Origin of the sequence: Fundicoccus ignavus (genome assembly GCF_009659375.1) — a bacterium.
Classification (GTDB): Bacteria; Bacillota; Bacilli; order Lactobacillales; family Aerococcaceae; genus Fundicoccus; species Fundicoccus ignavus.
Genome location: NZ_WJQT01000005.1, coordinates 94,790 through 118,983, shown reverse-complemented (window position 1 = coordinate 118,983; position 24,194 = coordinate 94,790). Strand labels below are relative to the sequence as shown.

General features: G+C 37.1%; 24 protein-coding genes, 2 tRNA genes and 1 pseudogene. 22 read left to right on the top strand and 5 right to left on the bottom strand.

The features are described 5' to 3' along the window. Nucleotides 1–58 precede the first annotated feature (58 nt). Complete coding sequence (locus GF867_RS05545) at nt 59–1,057, bottom strand: serine hydrolase (protein ID WP_153832115.1); 999 nt, start codon at nt 1,055–1,057, stop codon at nt 59–61. A 662-nt stretch (nt 1,058–1,719) separates the two neighbouring features. Then, the gene (gene thrC / locus GF867_RS05540) at nt 1,720–3,201 is read right to left on the bottom strand and encodes a threonine synthase (protein ID WP_153832114.1); all 1,482 of its coding nucleotides are present in this window, start codon (nt 3,199–3,201) and stop codon (nt 1,720–1,722) included. A gap of 148 nt (nt 3,202–3,349) precedes the next feature. On the opposite strand from thrC, the gene GF867_RS05535 reads away from it, so the two are divergent. The 17 genes from GF867_RS05535 to GF867_RS05455 all read left to right on the top strand — a co-directional run bounded on the left by GF867_RS05535 (nt 3,350) and on the right by GF867_RS05455 (nt 20,015). After that, a complete protein-coding gene (locus GF867_RS05535) occupies nt 3,350–5,176 on the top strand; it encodes an ABC transporter ATP-binding protein (RefSeq protein WP_153832113.1) in 1,827 nt (608 codons plus the stop codon). Beyond that, entirely contained in the window at nt 5,176–7,002 is a 1,827-nt protein-coding gene (locus GF867_RS05530; protein ID WP_153832112.1) for an ABC transporter ATP-binding protein, read from the top strand. The genes GF867_RS05535 and GF867_RS05530 overlap by 1 nt, the downstream gene beginning before the upstream one ends. A 131-nt stretch (nt 7,003–7,133) precedes the next feature. After that, nucleotides 7,134–8,075: a hypothetical protein gene (locus GF867_RS05525; RefSeq protein ID WP_153832111.1), complete on the top strand. Its 942-nt coding sequence runs from the start codon at nt 7,134–7,136 to the stop codon at nt 8,073–8,075. A 432-nt stretch (nt 8,076–8,507) separates the two neighbouring features. Continuing rightward, on the top strand, nt 8,508–9,227 hold the full coding sequence (rsmG, locus tag GF867_RS05520; RefSeq protein ID WP_153832110.1) for a 16S rRNA (guanine(527)-N(7))-methyltransferase RsmG: 720 nt from the start codon (nt 8,508–8,510) through the stop codon (nt 9,225–9,227). A gap of 23 nt (nt 9,228–9,250) precedes the next feature. Beyond that, nucleotides 9,251–10,015: a ParA family protein gene (locus tag GF867_RS05515; protein WP_153832109.1), complete on the top strand. Its 765-nt coding sequence runs from the start codon at nt 9,251–9,253 to the stop codon at nt 10,013–10,015. After that, a complete protein-coding gene (locus tag GF867_RS05510; RefSeq protein WP_153832108.1) occupies nt 10,005–10,889 on the top strand; it encodes a ParB/RepB/Spo0J family partition protein in 885 nt (294 codons plus the stop codon). Before GF867_RS05515 ends, GF867_RS05510 begins: the two co-directional genes overlap by 11 nt. Before the next feature lie 36 nt (nt 10,890–10,925). Beyond that, a complete protein-coding gene (locus GF867_RS05505) occupies nt 10,926–11,126 on the top strand; it encodes a DUF951 domain-containing protein (protein ID WP_153832107.1) in 201 nt (66 codons plus the stop codon). A 51-nt stretch (nt 11,127–11,177) separates the two neighbouring features. Further along, nucleotides 11,178–12,278 carry a redox-regulated ATPase YchF gene (gene ychF, locus GF867_RS05500; RefSeq protein WP_153832106.1) on the top strand — a complete coding sequence of 367 codons (1,101 nt, stop codon included), beginning with the start codon at nt 11,178–11,180 and terminating at the stop codon, nt 12,276–12,278. Between the two features lie 18 nt (nt 12,279–12,296). Further along, nucleotides 12,297–13,136, top strand: a complete 840-nt coding sequence (locus tag GF867_RS05495; protein ID WP_153832105.1) for a DUF1129 domain-containing protein — start codon at nt 12,297–12,299, stop codon at nt 13,134–13,136. A 300-nt stretch (nt 13,137–13,436) separates the two neighbouring features. Further along, entirely contained in the window at nt 13,437–14,912 is a 1,476-nt protein-coding gene (gene guaB / locus GF867_RS05490) for an IMP dehydrogenase (RefSeq protein WP_153832104.1), read from the top strand. A 255-nt stretch (nt 14,913–15,167) separates the two neighbouring features. Further along, nucleotides 15,168–15,857, top strand: coding sequence for a response regulator transcription factor (locus tag GF867_RS05485; protein ID WP_153832103.1), 690 nt, complete (start codon nt 15,168–15,170; stop codon nt 15,855–15,857). Next, on the top strand, nt 15,847–17,037 hold the full coding sequence (locus GF867_RS05480) for a sensor histidine kinase (protein ID WP_153832102.1): 1,191 nt from the start codon (nt 15,847–15,849) through the stop codon (nt 17,035–17,037). The genes GF867_RS05485 and GF867_RS05480 overlap by 11 nt, the downstream gene beginning before the upstream one ends. Next, a complete protein-coding gene (locus tag GF867_RS05475; protein WP_153832101.1) occupies nt 17,030–18,382 on the top strand; it encodes a D-alanyl-D-alanine carboxypeptidase family protein in 1,353 nt (450 codons plus the stop codon). Before GF867_RS05480 ends, GF867_RS05475 begins: the two co-directional genes overlap by 8 nt. A gap of 42 nt (nt 18,383–18,424) precedes the next feature. Further along, nucleotides 18,425–18,949, top strand: coding sequence for a peptide-methionine (S)-S-oxide reductase MsrA (gene msrA / locus GF867_RS05470; RefSeq protein ID WP_153832100.1), 525 nt, complete (start codon nt 18,425–18,427; stop codon nt 18,947–18,949). 134 nt (nt 18,950–19,083) lie between these two features. Beyond that, a tRNA-Lys gene (locus tag GF867_RS05465) sits at nt 19,084–19,156 on the top strand. An 86-nt stretch (nt 19,157–19,242) separates the two neighbouring features. Then, nucleotides 19,243–19,863 carry a carbonic anhydrase gene (locus GF867_RS05460; RefSeq protein ID WP_153832099.1) on the top strand — a complete coding sequence of 207 codons (621 nt, stop codon included), beginning with the start codon at nt 19,243–19,245 and terminating at the stop codon, nt 19,861–19,863. A gap of 79 nt (nt 19,864–19,942) precedes the next feature. After that, nucleotides 19,943–20,015 (top strand) — tRNA-Thr (locus GF867_RS05455). An 80-nt stretch (nt 20,016–20,095) separates the two neighbouring features. Here the strand turns inward: GF867_RS05455 and GF867_RS05450 are convergent. Next, on the bottom strand, nt 20,096–20,992 hold the full coding sequence (locus tag GF867_RS05450) for a DMT family transporter (RefSeq protein ID WP_153832098.1): 897 nt from the start codon (nt 20,990–20,992) through the stop codon (nt 20,096–20,098). Between the two features lie 125 nt (nt 20,993–21,117). Then, complete coding sequence (locus GF867_RS05445; protein WP_153832097.1) at nt 21,118–21,363, bottom strand: hypothetical protein; 246 nt, start codon at nt 21,361–21,363, stop codon at nt 21,118–21,120. 188 nt (nt 21,364–21,551) lie between these two features. Here GF867_RS05445 and GF867_RS05440 point away from each other — a divergent pair, with 188 nt between their 5' ends. From GF867_RS05440 to GF867_RS05430, 3 genes and pseudogenes are all read left to right on the top strand, one after another. After that, a complete protein-coding gene (locus tag GF867_RS05440) occupies nt 21,552–21,761 on the top strand; it encodes a hypothetical protein (protein WP_153832096.1) in 210 nt (69 codons plus the stop codon). Between the two features lie 216 nt (nt 21,762–21,977). Then, on the top strand, nt 21,978–22,361 hold the full coding sequence (locus GF867_RS05435) for a zinc-binding metallopeptidase family protein (protein ID WP_153832095.1): 384 nt from the start codon (nt 21,978–21,980) through the stop codon (nt 22,359–22,361). 17 nt (nt 22,362–22,378) lie between these two features. Continuing rightward, nucleotides 22,379–22,585, top strand: a pseudogene (locus GF867_RS05430) (M20/M25/M40 family metallo-hydrolase); the annotation flags it as partial. 39 nt (nt 22,586–22,624) lie between these two features. On the opposite strand, the gene GF867_RS05425 reads toward GF867_RS05430, so the two are convergent. Continuing rightward, on the bottom strand, nt 22,625–23,266 hold the full coding sequence (locus GF867_RS05425) for a copper homeostasis protein CutC (protein ID WP_153832093.1): 642 nt from the start codon (nt 23,264–23,266) through the stop codon (nt 22,625–22,627). 135 nt (nt 23,267–23,401) lie between these two features. Between GF867_RS05425 and GF867_RS05420 the strand changes: the two genes are divergently transcribed. Continuing rightward, on the top strand, nt 23,402–23,935 hold the full coding sequence (locus GF867_RS05420) for a hypothetical protein (RefSeq protein WP_153832092.1): 534 nt from the start codon (nt 23,402–23,404) through the stop codon (nt 23,933–23,935). Continuing rightward, a complete protein-coding gene (locus tag GF867_RS13690; RefSeq protein ID WP_366927759.1) occupies nt 23,833–24,165 on the top strand; it encodes an ROK family protein in 333 nt (110 codons plus the stop codon). The genes GF867_RS05420 and GF867_RS13690 overlap by 103 nt, the downstream gene beginning before the upstream one ends. The last annotated feature ends 29 nt before the right edge of the window (nt 24,166–24,194 follow it).

Here is a 24,194-nt window from a genome sequence, read left to right as displayed (position 1 = left end):
AAAACATCGACTACTTCGGATAAATTTTCGAGCAGTCGATGTTTCTTATTATGATAGATTAATGGTTTGTTTGATATTCATGGAATTCTTTCACGTGTAGGTTTAAATCGCCTAAGAAATAATCGATGTAACCCAATTGACGGCTCATGACCGCAATCGTATAAGCGGGTTCTCCATCTTCGAAATAAATCCCCGTATCATGGTTACCATCTTCGTATTGACCGTATTTAGCTGCCATCCCTTCGTCGACATACATCTTCAGATAGATACCAGACTGAGCTTCTAACATAATGTCTACAATCGGTTGGTATTCAGGATTTGTCGCGACACGAATTAAAATCTCATTTAACATCCGTGATGTAGCGTAATTTAAATTATAAATTTCACCATTATCAAAGCTAAGGCCGCTTAAAGCGATTAAGCTTGATTGGAAATCACCATACATACTGTAGTAACTGTTAATCAATGTATTCCAAGCAGTATTGTCTGAATAATAAAGTGCTTGATACACTAAATCATAAATCGAATAACTCTCTTGGAAGCTACCGTTGGTAATTTCACCGCCACCTTCTTCGTACCAAGCTTGGTTAAAGGCGAGATGCGAGTCCCAATTTAAATAACCAGCATTAATTAAATCAGCATATAAAACAGCCGTTCCGACTTTATTCGTACTAGCGCCATGTGAAGGTAAATCAGCATTTAGATTGAATTCTTCACCGGTGTCAAAATCGTAAATTGAGATGGAAAGATAATCAGAATCATAACCATACGCTTCGATTTCATTCCAGACTAATTCTTCTAAAGAAGCAAATTGGGAATAATCTAAATCACCTTCATATTCCACATCAGCGCTATCTTCGTCTTCCTCTGATTCATCATCCGCTACGGTAATGTTTGCTACTGGAGAAATATTTTCGACTGAAACAGCGACTGTTTCACTTTCAACCGCAACTTCTGTTGCGTCATCTTCAATCGAATCATTCTCTATAGATTGCCCATTACAAGCAGTTAACAACAGTGCAGAACTCATCAAAAGAATGGCTTTAATTGCTTTCAAATAATCACCTCGTTCAAATACTATGAATTATAGCATTAAATAAGGAAAAATATATGAAAACTGTATGACAAATTGATATTAATAAAAAATAATTAATCGACTGTCAAAATATTATTTCAAGCGCTCTTGTTAGAGGGCTATCAAGTGAAAAGAGGTTTTCATGGTGTTCAATGGACAACTTTTTCTTGGTTTTCAGAATATAATTTTTTGAGAGTTATGAGAAAAATTCAGATTTTGTGTGTGAGAGCCCTGAATTCCGTTTAGCAGTTTTAACTTGATCATATAACTTTACTTTTGTTGGAATACTTAACCTAGCTCAGCGACTTGGTTTCAAAATGTTACAAAGGGCAATCCATCGTTACTAAAAGAGTAGCTTGCTCTGACCATAAATAAAGAAAGCGGAGTAAAAAGCTTGGTAAATCAACATAAAACTTATAACCTCTTATATTACAAAAAATCAAGTTGGCATTGCCTTACAGGTGATGTTTTCCTTTCAATGTTTAAACTCAAACCGCGAATTTGAACATTGAATTGTAATTTGGCTGATTTAGCCACTCAAACTGACAAAAATGAAACTCAAATACCATTAAGCCAGTGAAAACTAAACATCCCTTATAACTCCCAAAAAAGCTATCGCCTAATCGCGATAGCTTTGCATAAGTCTAACTTAATGAAATTTTCTTGACTAACTCTTTCATCTCTTCAATATCAATGACTGTATGATGTCTCACTTCAGCTTCAAGTAAGCCTTCAATCGCATCAGGATAAGGAACCCCTGATAACTCCTTGAGTTTTGCTAATAAATCAGCATCTGACATGGTAGTTGTATCAACATCTAAAGCCGTTAAGACAGCTTCAGGGAATTTGTATGGACTCGCAGTGGATACAATCACGACAGGTTGACGACTTGCTCCTTCTTGTTGAGCTTTGCGGTATGCTTTAGAAGCAACTGCCGTATGTGGATCAATGACATAGTTGGCAGCTTCATAGATGGCTTTGATTTCCTCTTTGGTTTCGCTTTGAGTCGCAAACTCAGCGACAAAATCAGCAAAATTTGGATGGAATTTTTCAGGAATCGTATATAATTTACGGTCTGCTAAATCTTCCATATAAGTTGTTAATAAACGATCATCTTCATTAATGGCATGGAATACTAAACGTTCAAAGTTACTTGAAATTAGAATATCCATCGATGGTGAAATCGTTAATTCAAAGTCTCGGTTAATATCATATTTGCCACCATGAAAGAAATCATAAAGGACACGGTTGTCATTCGATGCACAAATTAATTTATCGATAGGTAAACCAGATTTTTTAGCATAATAAGCAGCGAGAATATTACCAAAGTTGCCAGTTGGGACACAGAAATCAATCGCATCACCCGCAACAATCGCCTGCTTTTTAACCATTTGTGCGTAAGCATAGAAATAATAAACAACTTGCGGCACTAAACGTCCAATATTCATTGAGTTAGCAGATGAGAATTGAACATTCTGTTCAGCTAATTCTGCACGTAACGCTTCGTCATTAAACAACTCTTTCACTTTAGATTGAGCGTGATCAAAGTTTCCATTAACTGCGACAACAAACGTATTGTCACCGGTTTGTGAGACCATTTGTTGTTCTTGAATAGAACTAACGCCGCCTTTTGGATAGAACACAATGATTTTTGTTCCAGGTACATCCGCAAAACCAGCCATTGCGGCTTTACCCGTATCCCCTGAAGTGGCTGTTAAAATAACAATCTCACGGTCATTCGCTTGAATTTTATTGGCCGTACTCATTAGATAAGGTAAAATCGATAAAGCTTGATCTTTAAAAGCAATCGTTGAGCCGTGGAATAATTCCAAGTAATACTTGCCATCGGCTTCAACTAAAGGTGCAATTTCAGGTGTATCAAATTTGTCGTTATAAGCGGCTTCCACACAAGCGCGAACTTCCTCAGCCGAAAAATCATCTAGAAAGGCACGGAGTATAAAAGTAGCCATTTCTTGATAGGTAAAGTCTTTTAACTCGTCCCAATCTAAATTAAAGGTTGGGAATGAAGTCGGAACGAATAAGCCGCCATCCTCAGACAAACCTTTAATAATGGCCTCCGAAGCCGAAACTAAATATTGATTATTACGGGTACTTTTATACATCATGTAAACATCCCTCACTATTTCTTAATCTGTTCTCTCATTATACTTTAATTTTGCTTATAAGACCACTCAGAACAAAAAATTAACCACTCATGCCTGAATAGGAATAAAAATCCACAAAGCATAGTATGATACACATGAGGTGAAGCAAATGAAAAAGCAATGGTACTATCTTAAATATATAGGTAAAGAAATAACAGAACATAAAGCCGTATTATGGTTTTGGCTTCTAGTGCGCGTCGTCGTCCAGACAGCACTGCCTTTTTTACAATTATTATTATCTGCAAATGTCATTCAATGGTTACTAGAAGGAGTTGCGATAGAATACTATTTATTAAAACTGGCGCTATGGTTAGGCATTATTTGTGTGCTTGAAGTAATCAAGAGTCTATTAGAGTTATATTTTGACAAAGAAAATGATATTTTTCGTATGACTGTGATGGCTAAAATTAATCAATTACTTTATAAATTGGATTATCCTTTGATTATTTCGGAAGAGGGGCAGGAAAATTTCGATAAGGCTGGAAATTTGGTAGCAAGTCCAGCACAACTATTTGGGCGAATTACTCAAGAATTTTCACGTTTATTCACGGCCTTTTTAGGAATGGTGATGTATATTGGCTTGATTGCACAGGTCGATAAGTTGTACTTAGTTTTAATTGTCTTATTGGTAATAGGCTTGTTAATTTTCAAGAGATTACAGAAGCGTTTAGCACCACAAATTTCAGCAGCGGTGTCAGTAAATAATAAGCGTAATAGTTATATACGTCGTTTATATGGTGATTTGCGTTTAGCGAAAGATATCCGTTTGTATCAAATGGCAAATTGGTTTTCTGAAATTAAGGCTAGTATTACACAAGATTACTATCAATTGATGCAACCTAAGAAAAAATTAATGTTAGCAGAGAATACATTTTTATCAGTAGGGATTATTTTATTAACGATTTTTGCTTATATCCAAAGTGTTCGATTGATTGCGAATCAAGAATTAGTTGTTTCAGAATTTGTGGTACATGTCGGAGCCATTACCTTATTAGCGGGTACAATCACAGAATTTGTCAATCAAATCGCAACATTGGATCAAGATTTACTACAGATGAAATATTATGACGAATTTATGAATCAAACACCCATTTTCAATCATGGTGAAGGAGTTTCATTACCGACCGAAGCAATTACAGTGGAATTACGTAACGTATCTTATACTTACCCAAACCAAAATACGCCCACTATTCATGACATGTCTGTGGTTATACAAGCAGGTGAAAAGTTAGCCGTAGTTGGCGAGAATGGTGCGGGTAAAACAACGCTGATTAAATTAATTTGTGGCTTGTTGCAACCAGATGAAGGAGAAATATTGATTAATGGTCAGCCACAAGCAGCCTATAATATTCACGAGTATTATCAACTATTCTCAACTGTTTTTCAGGATAGCTTTTTGTTGACCTATACAATTCGCGATACGATTATTCAAGGTTTACCCTTTGATGCCGCGCGTTATGCGACCGTGTTAGAACAAAGTGGTGTTGAGCGATTGTTGGCAAAATTTCCAGACGGTGATCAGACACACATTGTCAGACAGGTGAATAGTGAAGCGGTTCAATTATCGGGTGGGCAACTTCAGAAAGTTAAATTGGCACAAGCTTTATACAAAGATGCTCCGATTCTTATTCTGGATGAACCTACAGCAGCCTTAGATCCGATTGCTGAAGATGAAATTTACCAAGATTACTTACGTTTCTCCGATAATAAGTTATCGTTATTTATATCGCATCGCTTATCGTCTACGCGTTTTTGCGACCGAATTATTTACCTGGCGGGTGGAGAAATCACAGAAGTAGGTACTCACGCTGAATTAATGGCTGCCAAAGAAAACTATTACCGTTTATATGAAGCGCAAGCCTATTATTACCGTGAAAATATTGAGCATGAGGTTGTTGAAGAAGAAGAAGTAATTGAAGTAGGAGGATTAATTTAATGGAAACAGCTCGTTTATTTAAGCGTGCCATCGGCGATTTATGGCATGTGGGAAAAAATTATTATTCCTTACTGTTTATTCAAATATTCTGTCAAAGTAGCCTAACTTTTTTGAGCTTTTTCTACATGAGTCGTCTGGTAAATCAATTGAATGTAGGCGACAGTCAAGCTATTACGAGTTTGTTAATTCAATACTTAAGCTTGTTCGCTGTCTTGCAATTAACCAGTACATTGCTGCAACCGATGATTGATAATCACAGTGAAATTACACAACGTAAAATTTTAGAACAACCTTATGAAAAGATGTTACGTATGCAGTATCACTTTGCAGACAATGCAGATACAGTTCAACGCTTAGAAAGAATTAAGTTTGGAAACCTCTCTCGTCAATCAAGCCTATATCTGATTAATGTTCGAATTCCATTTTTACTGAATCATATTATTCGGATGTTCTTGGGTTTAGTCTTTTTAGCTCCCTTAGTAAGAGGAACTAATTTGACGGCTGAAGGTACTTGGTTATGGGTGAACAGCCCTTGGGTACTACTCATTTTTGTTGTGGGAATTTTATTAAGTATTCTATCGCAATTTATAGGCTCACAGAAAGTAGCTCACTTTATGGAGAGTGTGGGGGAAGAGATTATTAAAGTTAATACTCTATTCAATTATGAAAATGAATTGCTATCAGATGTAGAATCAGGAAAAGAAATTAGACTCTATCAATTAGAAGACAAATTACATGAGAATCAGTTAGTGGCCAATGAAGCGACCTTTAATTTAATGTCTAAACTCAATCGACTGGGTACAAATTGGCACATTCTAACGGTAGTATTGGGACAATTACTCAATTATGCAGCTTATGCCATTATTGGCTTGCGTGTGTTATTAGGTTTTCTACCGATTGGTCAAATCATTCAATTATCAAGTGCTTTGAATCAAGTTTTAGCGAATTTACCGATGGTCATTCAACAAATCGCTATGATTTTATCGCAACCAGATACTTTAGTGGAATATTATGCGTTTATGGATTTGCCTGAAGAACAAGCGATTGGTAGCTTGCCAATTGAAAAGCGTTTAGATAATGACTATCAAATTGACATCAAAGATTTGAGTTTTACTTATCCTGGTGCAACGGAAGCAACATTATCCAATATTTCAGCAAGTTTTGATATCGGGAAGAAATATGCAATTGTCGGGGAGAATGGTTCTGGTAAAACAACTTTTATCAAACTGTTAATGCGTTTGTACGATCCAAGTTCAGGTCAGATTAACTTAAATAAAATTGATAGCCAGAAGTACAAATTAACCGAATACTTCCAGCTATTTTCCGTCGTTTTCCAAGATTTTCGTTTATTAGGTTTAAAGTTAGGGCAAAACGTAGCCGTTAATCAACAATATGATGCAGATCAAGCCCACGCTACTTTAACCGAAGTCGGTCTAGAAGATTATATTGAAACGTTGCCGAATGGTTTAGAGACATATTTCGGGAAGGAATTTGATAACAGTGGTGTGAAATTATCAGGTGGGCAAGCGCAAAAAGTTGCAATGAGTCGTGCTTTATATAAAGACGCGCCTTTCATGATTCTAGATGAACCAACAGCAGCGCTAGATCCTGTAGCCGAATTTGAAATTTATCAAAAATTTGATGAAATCGTCCAAAATAAGACCGCATTTTACATTTCGCATCGATTATCTAGTTGTCGCTTTTGTGATGAGATATTAGTGTTTGATCAAGGACGAATTATTCAAAGAGGGAGTCATCAAACGTTAGTAAATCAAGCCGGGAAGTATCAAGATTTATGGCAAGCGCAAGCTCAATATTACCAATAAAAAAAGTGAATGATGGCAAAAGATTACGGAAAGATAACACTTTAATAATGATTTGATTAATTAGCGATATTTTCATAAAATCGTCATATTTTTCTGGTAAATTTACAGTTATCGATTAGGAGGTGACTGTCTTGCGTCAAATTAGAGTAATTTTTCTATCTTTATTATTAGCATCGGGTCTGGTACTCGCAGTGTCGTATTTCGAGGAGACAACGACTGAACTACCTGGAGCAATTTTAGCTAAGGAAAGAAAAAATGAACCACAAAATACTGAAGTGATTCAAGGTTTTCCAGAAGCCATTGAAGGCGTTTGGCAATATACCAATATAGATGGCAGTGTACAAACATTAACGTTATTTGGGAATCAATTAACAGTGCATACTGAAGAAACTGGGCGTGTTTACTATGATAATATTGTGACTCATATTCAAAAAGACAGTACATTATTGGCGAGTCCTTCCAAGGAACAGACGTATTCATTTTCATGGGATATCAATGAGTTTATTCGTCGATATGGTGAAGGCAATTTATCCGCAAACCCTCAGGCATTTGTTTTGAGTTATAATCAGGATAGTGATCAATTATCAGCGAGTTCAACTATTCAATATCAACGTAACAAAGGTGCAGAAAAAACATGGCGTATTATGCAAAAGTTGAAAGAAACGTTGCCCATGAATGACTTGCAGTTAGCGAAAATTGATCAAGACGTCCTCTTGGATTTATGGGATGCGAGTCAACAGAAAAACTTGGACGGGGTTGAGCTAACAAATTATCTCTATAAAGGGATTCAAGCGCAATATCCAGAATTAGATTTGATATCTTTAAATGATTTAGAGGCCTATCAATTGCTTGTGTCAGATTTAATGAAGGCGAGTGATTTGAGCTTTGTTGAAATTAACGAAGCGGGAGCGAAGGAAATATTTACGCGTTATCAAGCTTTGAGTGATGAGGCAAACGATCATCCAGAACTTAATGTCATTGAGACACTTTTAGCGGAAATTAAGGAATGGCGCGAGACATATCAACGAGTTAAGTTTAATCAAGAAAATGAAGAAGTGGTTATCACAGAGTAAACGATTGTTTGCTCTGTTTTTTATTGTATTGGGAATTATAAGGTTAGAGCTGTTTGGAACGTGTTTGTGCTTCGCTCATCGTGCTAGTTTTCCAAGGCGGTGGTCGCTTCCAAATTCCAACTTAATCGGCTAGGGGCTAACTACTTCACTGCGCTAAATAGTCCAATGAAAAGTCATGATCTATTTTTAAGTAAAATATATTAAACAAATCAAATGAAACTCGGACAAAAAGTCTGAGGTTTTCTTGTTTTTCAGTCGTGAACTACTCCGAAAACCGATTGTGAAAGGCAACCAAAAAATCGTCTCAAAAGCCTTGAAAAACTAGGGATAAATTATTGGTATTTCATTGCTATTAAGCCTGTTTTCGGGTAAAGTATAAGAGGCGTGAAACATTGTTGTTTCACAGAAATAACGTATAAAAAGGAGTGCCTTATGACAACAGAAGAATTTATCCAAGCCCTAAGTGAGCGTGGAATTAATCTAACTCCTGAGCAAGTTAACCAATTTGAAATGTATTATGAATTATTGGTCGAATGGAATCAGAAAATTAATTTAACAGCCATTACGGAGAAGAAAGAAGTGTATCTAAAACATTTCTACGATAGTTTGATGCCTTTATGGATGATGCCCCTAGACAGCTATGACATTCAACTTTGTGACGTTGGTGCTGGTGCCGGTTTTCCAAGTATCCCTTTGAAAATTGTGAAGCCAGAATTAAAGGTTACAATTGTTGACTCATTGAATAAACGCATTAATTTTTTAGAAACATTAGTTTCTGAACTTGGATTAAGTGAGGTTAATTGCGTACATGGTCGTGCTGAAGACGTGGGACAAAATCCCCAATACAGAGCGCAATTTGATTTAGTGACAGCAAGAGCAGTGGCTGCTTTAAATATTTTAAGTGAATTTTGTTTGCCTTTAGTCAAAAAAGGTGGCCACTTCTTAGTTCTCAAAAGTGCTAGAGCTGAAGAAGAAATTGAACAAGCACAAAAGGCTATTACGGTTTTAGGTGCTAAATTTGAAAAACAAGCCAGTGAGTTATTACCAATTGAGAAGAGCGAACGGAACATTCTTTTGATTCGCAAAACCTTAGATACGCCTAAGAAATATCCAAGAAAAGCAGGTAAGCCTGCTAAACAACCAATTATTTAAGTATTTTACAAGGAGGACGCAAGATGGGAAAAATGATATCAGTCGGTAACCAAAAAGGTGGCGTTGGTAAAACAACTACGACCGTCAACTTGGGTGCTGCCTTGGCACAACTTGGGAAAAAAGTGCTAATTATTGATTCAGATTCACAAGGAAATGCGACCAGTGGATTAGGTGTAGAACGTGGACAAGTTAAGAAAAGTTTATACGAGATCTTAGTGGATCAAGAACCACTAGAAAATTGTATTCTACCAACAGCCAATGAAAACTTGGATATTGTGCCTTCAACCATTTCGTTAGCAGCGGCTGAACTTGAGTTAGTCAATGTTAAAAATCGTGAAGAACGCTTGAAAGAAGCCATTGCGCCAGTGAAGGACAAGTATGATTACATCTTAGTTGATTGTCCGCCTTCTTTAGGTCAGTTATCAATCAATGCTTTTACAGCGAGTGATACGATTTTAATTCCTGTGCAAGCAGAATATTATGCCTTGGAAGGTTTGAGTCAGTTACTTAATACAATCCGCCTTGTGCAACGCAGTTATAACCGAGAATTCCGCATTGAAGGTGTGTTAATTACCATGTTAGATGCACGAACGAATTTAGGTTATGAAGTAGTGGAAGAAGTTCGTAAATACTTCCAAGAAAAAGTTTATAAGACAATTATTTCGCGTAACATCCGCTTATCTGAAGCACCTTCGTATGGTCAGTCTGTCTTAGACTATGATCCACGTTCGCGTGGTGCCGAGATGTATTTGGATTTAGCAAAGGAAGTGATTTCAAATGGCGAGTAAACCTAAGAAAACTGGTTTAGGTCGTGGGATGGAAGCTTTATTTACGGCATATGAGGAAGCTCCAACTGATAATGAAATTGTAGAAGAAATCGCCTTAGATCAGATTAGACCTAACCCTTATCAACCACGTAAACATTTCGATGAACTTGCTTTACAAGAATTAGCGGATTCGATTAAGCAAAGTGGCGTGTTCCAGCCAGTTATTCTACGCAAGTCAATGATTAAAGGCTATGAATTAATTGCTGGAGAGCGTCGTGTGCGCGCGAGTCGCTTAGCAGGTAAGGAAACAATTCCAGCGATTGTGCGTCAATTAGACGAAGAGAAAATGATCGAAATTGCGGTCGTTGAAAACTTGCAGCGCGAAGATTTAAGCCCCTTAGAGGAAGCTGAAGCTTATAGTATGTTAATGGATAAATTGAATTTAACGCAAGCTGAGGTTGCGGACCGTATGGGAAAAAGTCGTCCTTACATTGCCAACTATCTTCGTTTATTGACTCTGCCGGAACAAATTAAGCAAATGGTGACAGATGAAAAATTATCGATGGGACAAGCAAGAACAATCCTTGGTCTAAAAGATAAGAGTCAAATGGTCTCAGTGGCTGAGAAAGTTGTCGCAGAGCACTTGACGGTTAGACAATTAGAGGAACTTGTGCAACAATACAATCAACAATTGCCAATTAAACCGAACAAAGCTGATAAAGTTGATAAGGTTGCGAAAGCACCGCATATTGTTGAAATTGAACATCAAATGCAAGAGCGTTTCGGTACGAGTGCGTCAATTAATCAAAAGGGTAACAAAGGTAAGATAGAAATAGAATTTCTATCTCAGTCTGACTTGATTCGTATTCTTGAGATGTTGGACATTCAGTTATAATTAACGCTCGCGGATTAGCTTATTGGAGGGATTACGATGGAAAAAAATTATGATAAATTGGATATCGTAGAAATGCGTAAACCACATGCTTGTCAAACTAATCGTTGGCAAATCATACGTATGGGGATGGATATCCGTATTAAATGTGTAAACTGTGGACACATTGTCACTATGACACGTCGTGATTTTGAAAAGAAAATGAAAAAAGTACTAGAGAAACACGAAGCAGACGCATAACACACAGAAATAAAAGTAAAAATATTTATTGAGAAGAAAGAGAGTGACCCCATGTCATTAACAGCAGGAATCGTTGGTCTTCCAAACGTTGGAAAATCAACACTTTTTAATGCAATTACTAAAGCAGGCGTTGAGGCTGCGAACTACCCATTTGCGACAATCGATCCAAACGTTGGTGTCGTTGAAGTACCAGATAAACGTTTAAATGAAATTACAAAATTAGTTCAACCTAAGAAAACAGTTCCGACAACAATTGAATTTACGGATATCGCGGGGATTGTAAAAGGTGCTAGCCGTGGTGAAGGTTTAGGGAATAAATTCTTAAGTCATATCCGTCAAGTAGATGCGATTTGTCATGTTGTTCGTTGTTTTGATGACGGTAATATTACGCACGTATCTGGTAAAGTTGACCCAATTTCAGATATTGAAACAATCAACTTAGAATTAATTTTAGCCGACTTAGAAACGATTGATAAACGTATTGCACGTGTTGGTAAGCTAGCTCGTACTAAAGATAAAGATGCCGTTGCTGAGATGGAAGTTTTAGAAAAATTAAAAGAAGCTTTAGAGAATGATCAATTAGCGAATTCTGTTGAATTTTATGATGAACAATTACCGTTCGTTCGTAACCTATTCTTGTTAACACGTAAAAAAATGTTATATGTTGCAAATATTGGTGAAGATGAGGTGACGGATTCAAGCGATAATCCATACTTAGCACAAGTTCGTGAATTAGCTGCAACTCAAGGCGCAGAAGTTGTTCCGGTATGCGCGCGTTTAGAAGAAGAAATTGCTGAATTAGATGACGAAGAAAAAGCTGTATTCTTAGAGGACTTCGGTATTGAAGAATCAGGTTTAGATCGTTTAATTCAACACGTTTATTCTCTATTAGGTTTAGCGACATACTTCACAGCAGGTGAACAAGAAGTACGTGCTTGGACATTTGTAAAAGGTATGAAAGCACCTCAAGCAGCTGGGGTTATTCACTCAGATTTTGAGCGTGGCTTTATCCGTGCAGAGACAGTATCTTACGACGACTTGATTAATTATCAAAGTATGTCAGCAGCTAAAGAAAACGGCCGCGTGCGTTCAGAAGGTAAAGAATATGTGGTTCAAGACGGCGATATTATGTTATTCCGCTTTAACGTTTAATAGAAGGAGTCATCACTTATGACAAAAGAAACAGAAACAGAAACACAAACGACAGTAGATAATAGTGAAGCAGCAAAAATAAAAGCAGCTAAAGATGCAATTAAAGCAAGTACTGGCGCCCAAACACCAGAAACGCCTGTAGCAGAAGTTGAAATGAAAGTTGAAAAAAAATTATCAGCGCAACCTTTAGCAGGTCTTGAATGGGAAGAGTTCAACGGTTTAACAAAGAAAAGCCAACAATTTTTGGTATCAGTAGATAAGCAATTAACTGATGGAGGCTTAGTGGATAATGTGAAGAAACCTCTTTTCCGTGAGATGCTTGATACATTGATGGAAGGACAAAAAGTTGGCCAAACAGCACGTCAAGTTTACGGTACACCAACTGAATGTGCACACTCAATTCTTAAACAGAACTTTAAAGATACTACAGAGATTACACGTTCACCAGACTGGCAAATTGCGCTTGACGGTGGTTTAATCTTAGGTTCTGTATTTACATTCATTGTTGGCTTATCCATGATGAATGCTAATCCTGAGGATCCAACATCTGCGATGTCAATGGGCTTGATTACCCTAATTTTAAACTATTTAGTAGCAGGTTGGGCGATGTTACAAACATCAAAAGTAATGCCGGATATGGAAGCTCCTAAAGGTAAAAAAGGCTACTTCAAGTATTTCGGAGTATCATCACTTTGGATGATTGTTTGGGTAGCGGTGGTTACATTAAGTGCGGCCTTTATTCCAGCAGTTATTAACCCGGTTTTCCCACCAATCTTCTATATAGTTTTAGGTGCAGCGACATTTGCTCTACGTTTCTACTTTAAGAAACGATACAATATCAGCGGTGGTGTATTCTAAGTACCTTTATTTAAATAACACGAACATTTTACTCAGACAACTGTCATTTATTAAGGCTTTGTCAATTAATTATGCGAGGAGTCCATTAAATTGGATGAAAACGTAATAATTGAGTGTAATGTTCGTGTTTTTCTTATTGCATATATTCAATAAAGATTGATGTAATTGTGAAAGAAGCTTGATTTGAACTTTGTGTGAATACGATTAAAAATAATTAATGTTAATATTTAGCTTGCAAGTAGCACTAGAAAGTGATAACTTAGTAAAAATATATTCAGAAAATATTTAGGAGGCGTGCAAATGACTGCATGGGAAACGAAATTTGTTCGAGAAGGTTACACATTTGATGATGTTTTATTAGTACCCGCGAGAAGTGAAGTGTTGCCAAATGATGTGGATCTATCAGTAGAACTAGCTCCCAACTTGAAATTAAATATTCCAATTATTAGTGCTAGTATGGATACTGTTACAGATGCGGACATGGCGATTGCGATGGCTCGCCAAGGTGGTCTAGGAGTAATCCACAAAAATATGTCGATTGAGCAACAAGCAAATGAAGTGAAAAAAGTAAAACGTTCAGAAAATGGTGTAATTTTAGATCCATTTTACTTAACGCCTAATCATACTGTTCGTGATGCTGAAGAATTAATGTCACGTTACCGTATTAGCGGTGTGCCAATTGTACAAAGTTTTGAAGATAGACTATTGGTTGGTATTATTACTAACCGTGATATGCGTTTTGTATCCAATTTCTCTTCACCAATTGGAGAAGTTATGACGCAAGATCATTTAGTCACTGCACCGGAAGGCACGTCCCTAGAAGAAGCAAAAGAAATTCTACACCGTCACCGTATTGAAAAATTACCAATTGTTGATGACTCAGGTAGATTATCTGGTTTAATTACAATCAAAGACATTGAGAAAGTTATTCAATTCCCTCACTCTGCTAAAGACGAACATGGTCGTTTACTAGTTGCAGCAGCTATTGGAGTAACTTCGGATACGTTTGAACGTGCTCAAGCTTTAATCAATGAACAAGTAGACGCTCTAGTAGTCGATACAGCCCACGGACACAGTGCGGGTGTTATCCGTAAGATTAAAGAAATTCGTGACACATATCCTGACGTAACAATTATTGCAGGTAACGTAGCTACAGCTCAAGCAACACGCGAATTATTTGATGTTGGTGTTGATGTAGTAAAAGTAGGAATTGGACCTGGTTCAATTTGTACGACACGTGTGGTTGCAGGTGTTGGTGTACCACAATTAACAGCTATTTATGAGTGTGCAACGGCCGCTAAAGAATATGGTAAAGCGATTATTGCCGATGGTGGAATTAAATACTCAGGTGATATTGTAAAAGCTTTAGCTGCTGGTGGACATACCGTTATGTTAGGAAGCATGTTAGCAGGTACGGACGAATCACCAGGAGAATTCGAAATTTATCAAGGTCGTCGTTTCAAATCATACCGTGGTATGGGAAGCTTGGCTGCGATGGAAGCTGGTTCAAGTGACCGTTACTTCCAATCTAAAAACGAAGCAAATAAAATGGTTCCAGAAGGAATCGAAGGACGCGTTCCTTATAAAGGTAGTGTAACGGATATTATCTTCCAAATGGTTGGCGGAATCCGTTCAGGTATGGGTTATACAGGATCAGCTAACTTACAAGAATTACGTGATGAAGCACAATTTGTACGTATGAGTGGTGCTGGATTAATTGAATCCCATCCACACGATGTAAACATTACGAAAGAAGCACCAAACTATTCAAGATAAATCTATCAATTAACAGCCTTCAAGTCATTCGATAGACTTGAAGGCTGTTTTTGAGCCCAACTGACTATTCAAATGTTATTGTCCAAGAAGCAATACAATCTTACAGTGGTCTTACTGGGCGTCTTAATTTTATGACGAAACTATGAAACCTTTATGTAAATATCGCTAAATAAGGCTATAAAATGTTAAACATGTTAAAATAAGGTATAATAATAGTAGCAAATCTATTAATGATAGTTAAAGGAGTTGAGTTAGATGAAAGTTTTAATTGTAGATGACGATCGTGAGATTGTAGAATTACTGAATATTTATTTGAAGAATGAAGGCTATGATGTTATAAAAGCTTATAATGGCCAGCAAGCGTTAAACTATATTAAAAATGATGATGAGATCGAACTAGTAATCCTTGATGTGATGATGCCGAAAATTAACGGAATTGAGGTTGTTGAAAAGTTACGTGAAGAAAACCACAGCATTCCAGTAATTATTCTGAGCGCAAAATCATCAGACAATGATAAAATTCAAGGCTTAATCTCCGGTGCCGATGACTATGTAACGAAACCATTTAATCCATTAGAAGTAATTGCGCGAGTAAAATCATTACTACGTCGCCAACACAAATATACTGAAGCTGAAGAGCCTGATACAGTGGAAGCTGGTCCACTAATTATTAAGAAAGAATCTCATGAAGTTAAAACAATTACTGGCAAAGCCATTCAATTGACTGCATTAGAATTTGGCATTCTCTACTTATTAGCGAGTCATCCAAATCGCGTATTTAGTGCAGAAGAGATTTTTGAGGCTGTTTGGAATCAAGAAAGTATCGTAAGTGCTAAGACTGTTATGGTGCATGTGAGCCACTTGCGAGATAAAATTGAAGCAGCAACAGGCGGCGAGAAAGTTATTCAAACCGTTTGGGGTGTAGGTTACAAGATTGAAGGATAAAGTGATTGAAAAACCAGCTATTCCGGATACTAAATTATCACGTAGTGAAAAATTCGAAATAGTGCTAGAAGCAATAGTAACACTCTGGATAGTATTCTTTTTCTATTTGAGTGTTATTTTGCTATTCTCAGCCCTTGTAGACCTTGAAATGGACTTCTTAGAATTAAAAACGTTACGTATTCAGTTTAGGTTAACGGAAGAAAGATTATTAAGTGTTTTCTATATTATTACAGCTGTAATAGTTATTATTGCGCTACTACTAGTATTGTGGCGTATCAAACGACGTCTAAGAGTCATACGTCTAGGACATGTGTTTAAACAATTGGAATATATTACGGAAGGTCATTATGATTATCGTATTCCGGATACCAACTTAGGTAGTTTAAGCTCAGTTGTCACAAGTATTAACAAGCTTGTTGATAGTACAGTTGAAGCAATGGAGGAAGAACGTCGGATTGAAAAAACAAAAGATGAACTAATAACGAATGTTGGTCATGATATACGCACACCTCTTACTTCAATTATTGGTTATTTAGGTTTGATTGAGAATAAGCAATATCATAATGTAGAGGAAATTTTAGAATATACTCACACAGCTTACACAAAAGCTTTGCATATGCAAACGCTTGTTAGTGAACTGTTTGATTATGCTTCTTCAAGGCAAACAACCTATATCATTGAGCCAAGTAAAATTCAAATTAAACTCTTTTTAGAACAGTTAGCTGCTGATTTTGAATTAGCTGCAGAAGAAAAAGGCATGACGCTAGAAGTTAGTGTAGAACCTGTAAAATTAATGGGCTGTTTTGATGTCGAAAAGATGGCAAGAGTGTTCAATAACTTAATCGTGAATGCTTTGAAATATGGACATGGTGCATCGGTTATTAAGTTGAAGGCTTATTATAAAGCTCAAGAATTTGAAGCTGAACCAATGATTATTTACGAAGTCAGAAATAATGGGGCCTTACTGTCAAAAGATGATTTAAAGAATATCTTTAATCGAACTTACCGCACGGATCAATCGCGACATTCGGATGAGCCAGGTTCAGGATTAGGATTATCAATTGTGAAGAATATTGTTGAATTACACGGCGGTCACGTGTATGCTTTAATAGATGCAGATGAATTAGTTTTCCGAATTGAAATGCTGCAAACTTATAAGCTAGGTGAACCAAATGAATAAAAAAAATCTATTTAAACATTTAATGAACGGTTTGTTGGTCATAATGATGCTGCAAACCGTCTTTATCCGTCCGAAAACAATTGAAGCAGCTCTCGATCAAGCTATCCCAACAACTTCCGCCAAATCTGCCATCATCATTGATGCAGTCAATGGACAAATTCTATTTGAGCAAGATCCAGAAGTTCCAGTTGAAGTAGCGTCAATCAGTAAATTATTAACCGTCTATTTAGTTTTGCAAGCGGTTGAAAAAGGTGAAATTAGCCTCGATACCCAGGTGCCTATTTCTGACCATGCATACAATGTAAGTCAAGACTACGACATCTCAAATGTGCCTTTAAGGCAAGATGAGACTTATACAGTAGCAGAACTTATTGAATCGGTAATGATTGCACTGGCTAATGGATCGACGATTGCCTTAGCTGAATTAGTAGCAGGTAGTGAACAAGAATTTGTTCAATTGATGCAAGCAACATTAGCTGATTGGGGCATAGAAAATATGTTGATTATCAATGCGACCGGTCTTAATTCTGATTATGATCCAGCAAATGCTGAATCAATCGATCAAGGCAAGCAAAATATGCTTTCAGCAGAAGCAGTTGCGATTATAGCGTTTCATGTTTTGAATACGGCGCCAGAGATTCTTGAATATACGCAAACGAATAATAAATTGTTCAAAAAAGGTACTTCCGATGAATTCGAAATGACCAATTATAATTTAATGTTACCGGATCGTACTTATGAATTTGAAGGTGTGGATGGTTTGCTTACTGGATATTCTGATAGAGATGGTGGCTCCTTTGTTTCAACGATTGAGCGCAATGATATGCGAATTATTACGGTAGTTCTTGGAACTGAAGGGACAGAATTACGCTATAGTGAAACAAAAAAATTATTTGACTATGCTTTTTCGGCCTACATGACAGAACATATCGTGGAACAAAACAGTGAAGTAACCCAAGTTTCTCAAATTAAAGTAAAGAACGGTAAAATTACACCAGCACCTTTAAGATACGGTGCGACACTTAATTTAATTGTACCTGTTGTTGATACAGCACCTAGACTAGAATATGAATTTATCGCCACGGAATTAATCGATGAAAATGGCGAGTTAACAGCTCCTCTAGAGGAAGGAACAGTTATCGGTTACATTGCGATTAATGTAGCAGATACACCGCTACGATATTTAAGAACGACTCCTGCATACAATACAGGGGGCGTACCAATCGAAATTGCTGAGCAAATTGAAGTTGCGCCTTGGTATCAACAAAGTTGGAACTTTATTACACATTCAGTGAATGAAGGTTGGGAGCATACCCGACGCTTTTTCACAGACATTTTCAATTAAATTTGTTAGGATAGTAAAAGACAACAAGAGAGGGTGTTTCAAATGAGTCAAAAAGAAATCGCAATTTTAGCAGGTGGTTGTTTTTGGTGCATGGTAAAACCTTTTGACCAATGGGATGGCATTGAATCCGTGATCTCAGGTTATACAGGAGGTCATTTAGCAAATCCAACTTATAAAGAAGTTTGTACAGGCACAACCGGTCATACTGAAGCTGTGCAAATAACGTTTGATCCGACAGTTATTTCTTATAGTGAAATTCTAGATATCTATTGGCAAATTATGGATCCAACAGATGCAGGCGGACAGTTTGTTGACCGTGGTTCTTCATATCGTCCAGAAATTTTCTACACAAGTCCAGAACAACAAGAAATCGCAGAAGCATCAAAAGCAGCATTAGATCAAAGTGGTCGCTATGACAAACCGATTGTCGTACCAATTACGAAGGCTAGTGAATTTTATGAAGCAGAAGAATATCATCAAGATTTCTATAAAAAAGATCCAGAACACTATGCACGTTATTCTCAAGCTTCAGGACGCGTGGCATTTATTGAGGAGCATAAGGCTTAAGAATAAATAATTATTCGAAGACAGCTTATTGTATTTATGAGAAATGATCGTCGATACTTGCAACTAACAATTTTGAGGAGTAATATTATTTTATTGGCTAATGTTTGTAACATTCCAGTTAACTATTATTGCTCGGGTTGTTAGCTCAGTTGGTAGAGCAGCTGACTCTTAATCAGCGGGTCGTGGGTTCGATCCCCTCACAACCCATTTATATTCAATCAAAAAGCGTTTGTTATGCAGATGTACGCTAACAGACGTTTTTTTATTTTAGCGATATACAGGAGGTTTAAGCTATGCAAGATATTTACAAAGCACTTAAACAATTTAAAGAAAATGATTATTTACGTAATCAAACATTTTACGAAAATTTAAGTGAATCTCAAACGCCGCATACTTTATTTATCGGTTGCTCTGATTCTCGTGTAAGTCCGGAACGTTTACTACAAGCTTATCCAGGTGAAGTGTTTCATATTCGCAATATTGCCAATATTGTCCCGCCAGCTGGGCAAAGTGTGAAGTATGCTTCCACTACTTCAGCCATTGAGTATGCTGTTGAAGTATTGAACGTGAAGAATATCATTGTTTGTGGTCATTCGAATTGTGGTGGTTGTGCAGCAAGTATCCATCCGCCAGAAAATATCGATCAATTACCTTACACTAGTATTTGGATCTCACAACTAAATGCTTTGCGTGATCAAATTTCTGAAGAAATGAAGGATGCTAGTTTGACAGAAAAAGCAACTTGTCTTGAGAAATTAAATGTAGTCCAGCAATTAGAAAACTTGTTAACCTTTGATAATATTCGTGATAGAGTAGAAAATGGACAACTCGCATTAAATGGTTGGCACTATAATATTGGAGCTGGGGAAATTTCAATTTACAATCAAGAATTAAAAGAATACGAAGTATTCTAAACATATTTTCTAATAAAATTGTGATTGCTTTTTTTGACTAACTGGGGTAATATATTATTTAGCTTGAAAAAAGCAATTAGCCGGCTTAGCTCAGTTGGTAGAGCATCTGATTTGTAATCAGAGGGTCGAGGGTTCAAGTCCTTTAGCCGGCATAAAAAATAAAAAAGTTGACTTTGATAATTTAAATCAAGGTCAACTTTTTTGTTATACAGAAATATATCAGTAAGATTATTTAGATTGAATTTGGATCGAATTGTTGTTGTTTGGCAAGTTTTTTCGAACGATTCACCAGTAGTTCGTTTACAAGTGCAGAACCTAAAATTAGCACGGTTCCCATAACTTGAATCGGTGACAATTCCTCTTGTAATAACCAAGCCGATAGAAAAATAGCGGTAATCGGATCGATGTAACTGAGCAGTGATGAGGTTTGGGCTGGTAATTGGTTCATTGCTGAAAAGAATAATTGATAAACAAGACCCGTGTGAATGATGCCGACGATTAGTAATAGACTCATTGATTGTGGTGTCCAAAGCAAGTTGACTAAGTCTTCAGTTATTAAAACATATGGAAGCATGACACACGTTGCGACAGTTAGTTGAAAAAATGTTAATTCTAGGCCGGATAAGCCCTTCATTTTCTTGTTAAGTATCATAATGCTTGCGTAGAGAACGGCAGCAAGCAAGCCATAGAATACTCCAGTTAGATTAGCGCCACTATCACCTAAAACACCAGAAATTAAAACAGCACCTAGTAAGGCAAAAAATGTGCAAAGAATATTCAAAGGCGTCAATTTTTCCTTTAAAACAAATGGAGCTAGTAAGATGACAAATGCTGGTGCCATGTAATAACATAAAGTGGCGACGGCAACCGTTGTATATTGGTAAGCCTCAAACAGAAAAATCCAATTAAAGCCGATTGCAGCACCCGAAATAATTAAGTATATCGCATTCTGTTTGACGAACTTCCACTGAATAGCTGTCCTTTTACTGATAATGGTTAATAATAAGAATAGAGTGCCAATAATAGCTCTAGCAGCAGCCACAACCGCAGAGGGCATCGCAATAAAGTGCACAAAAATTCCAATTGAACCTACGATTAACATCGCAATCACTAATTTCATTTTTTCCATCTTCTGCCTCCACTACCTTTTGATTACAGAATATGTTAACACACCTTTAATTAAAAAAGGATGAATAATATGAAAATAAAATTAAAGACAGGACGATGTAGGAACATCTCCTGTCTTATAACTTGCTATTCTTCTTGCTTATCTTCTTTTACAGATTCTTTCAATTTGTCGATTGCGTCTAAGTTAAAGGTTTCAAAATCTTCTGGTATGACATCAGCATTCTTGTCTTCCTCATTGCGATGAGGCTCAGTTTCGGGTAGCGAATTATCAAAGTTAGTATGAGTGCTATCTTTTCGAATAGCTTGAGCACCGGCTAAATTTGTAAGACTTTCTACTCCAGAGACAGTTCTTTCGGGATGTTCAGTTGGCATCGATCTCACCTCTTTCAAAGTTTGTTTCAATATAACACAAACAGAAAGCGTTTACCAAAAGTTATGCTTAACTCAAATGATACACATATAATCGAATTCCACCGATTGAAAGCGTTTTTAATGAATGCTAGTTTAAAAAGGAATAACTTACTAGATAAACAATTTTGTATTTTGAAAGGGGAATAAATATGTCAGCGAAATGTGCGGTGGCTTTTCATTTAAGATTCGGAAATCGTCAATTAATTCCAGAACTTAAGCAATTAGCTGATTCAAATAATCAACCCAAGATTTATATCGCGAAGCCTGTATCGGATACAGCAGGAAAAGTGTTAATTGAGGAGCCGAGTCAAGCTTGGTTAACGGATTATTTAAGTAATGTGAACTTTCGGACAGAATAAGTACAATGTTAGCGGAGCAGTCTACGAATACAGGATGTGGAAATGAAAGCTTTTGAGAGTGTTGTGGTAGAACAACAGTTTGATGACTATTAAAAAGCTTTAGCGAGTCTTTTTGCAGCTAAACGACTCAAAGATTCTGAGCAAGTTTACACTAAAAACTTACGGGTTATCTTTGGGACGAACGAGGAAAGTGGTTCTAGAGACTTAGCTTATTATTTGGCCAAACATCTAGCACCTCGTTTGGGCTTTACACCAGATAGCCAATTTCCAGCTGTGTATGCAGAAAAAGGCGTCGTTTCCTTCCGTTTGACAACACCATTTCGTTCTGGGGAATTAGCAGGTTTAACAGCGATAGAAGGAGATTTTGTCGCGAGTTCTATTCCAGACCAAGCGATATTTAGATTGAGTGATGGCACTTGTCAACAGTTTACTGGTAAACGAACGCCAAGTAACGAACCGCATCTTGGTCTGAATGCTATCACATTAGGGGCGAGCCAATTACACCAACACGATTTATTTTCAAGCGAGCTGCAAGCCTACTTCTCTTGGATGACCTATAGTTTGCACCAATTGCTTTCGATCGCTCGCATCCGATGTTAGAGACAATGCGACGTAGTTACGAATCAGTGACAGGTTTAGATGGCTACCCGATTATTACAACGGGCGCCACCTATGCGCGCTTTATGCCGAACATTATTGCCTTTGGACCATCATTTCCGGGACAAATAGGAATCGCCCATAACCATAATGAATATATGTTTGTGGACGATTTGAAAAGAAATATTGAAATTTATCGACGAACGTTGGACGAATTATTGCGCTAATTAAATTGCTGAGTAGCCAATCATATTTTGATAGGTGGATTAAACAATTTTCGTCCCATGCGCTTCACTAAGTTGCGGTAAAGCTTGCTGAAGTTGTGGTAGATTATCTTTTGTGAGACCACCGCCAGGTAGTATAGTGAAGCCTGCCGGTGCTGCATCCATCAAGACTTGTAATCTTGGAACAGAGTCTAGAATATCTTGATTTTTAGGCCCGCCATGAGTCAGGACGCGTGAGAAACCTAGAGCTGGTAATTCGGTTAAGGCGCTAATCTGAGTTTCTGATTGAAGTTCATCAAAAGCCATATGGAAAGTTAAATCTGTTCCGTATTTGGCAGTTAATTGTTGGACTTCTTTTAGGAAAGGAATATCCAATTCCAACTCATTTGTTAAAGCGCCAATGACTAAGCCATCAACTCCAGCATCTAAAGCTAATTGGATATCATGGCGCATAATGCTTTTCTCAGTTTCCGAGTAAAAGAAATCGCCCCCGCGAGGTCTTATGATCGCCATGACAGGAACATCAACTGCTTGGCAGTAAATGAGCGTGGCCTTCAGGACGCCTTCACTAACGGTCGTGCCACCTGCAGCCAAATTATCACATAATTCAATCCGATTAGCACCATGATGAATTAATTTGGGAACGTCTGTAAAATTTTCAACACAAGCTTCTTTTATAAACATAAAGAACTTCCTATCTTCTCAATAAATTATTTTAACCGAGTTATATTTACTCTAAATGTTAACGCAAGCAAAGACGGACTTCAAGCGATTGATTCCCCTTTGCAAAATACTTATAACTAAGGAAGGAATATATACATGATTGAAACAATGAGACATGCCCTAAGACATTATCAAGAAGTTTATTTAGATGGACTAGGGAAATATTGGGCTAAACAAGAAGTGATAATTAAATTTAGGGGACATTTTTACCGCTTTGAACAATTTAACGAAGTGATACAGATTGAAGAGCGCGTCAACTGGTTGAACATAACGTCTGAACCTGTTGATGATCAATATGACTTAATTTTGCACCATTATTATGAGCCAAGCATTCGTGCAGATGGCTTCCAATTAAAGATAGAAAAGCAATCTGAAATAATTATTAAAACAAGTAATTTACGTGGCTTCCGTTATGCGTTCGATGCGCTTAAGCAATTATTTATTCAACATGATACCGGCATCGAATTAGTCAACGCAGAAGTGAATCACGAGCCATCCTTCGAAATGCGGGGCGTTATTCAAAAGAAATTGGTAGTTCCATTGCGATTGCTGGACAAGAACTTTTCGACCGAGCTGAAGCGGGTGAAGCTCTGGCTCAAAAACATGTTGATCAAACGCTCGATAGTCTAGGGCGTGGTATTCAGATGATAGCGGTAGCCCTAAATCCTGATCGAATTTTGTTGGGAGGCGCTATATCTGAACGTGAGGGTCTACTTGAAGATGTGACACAAAGAGCCCAAGCTTACTTGGAAAGAACGCAAGCGAAGGATATTGAATTAGACATTGTAATCTGTAAATTTCGTAATCAAGCTAATTTAATCGGGGCAGTTTCAGCTCACTATTCTCAAATAAAGCAATAAGGGTTATACTATTCAAAAAGGAGTGATCA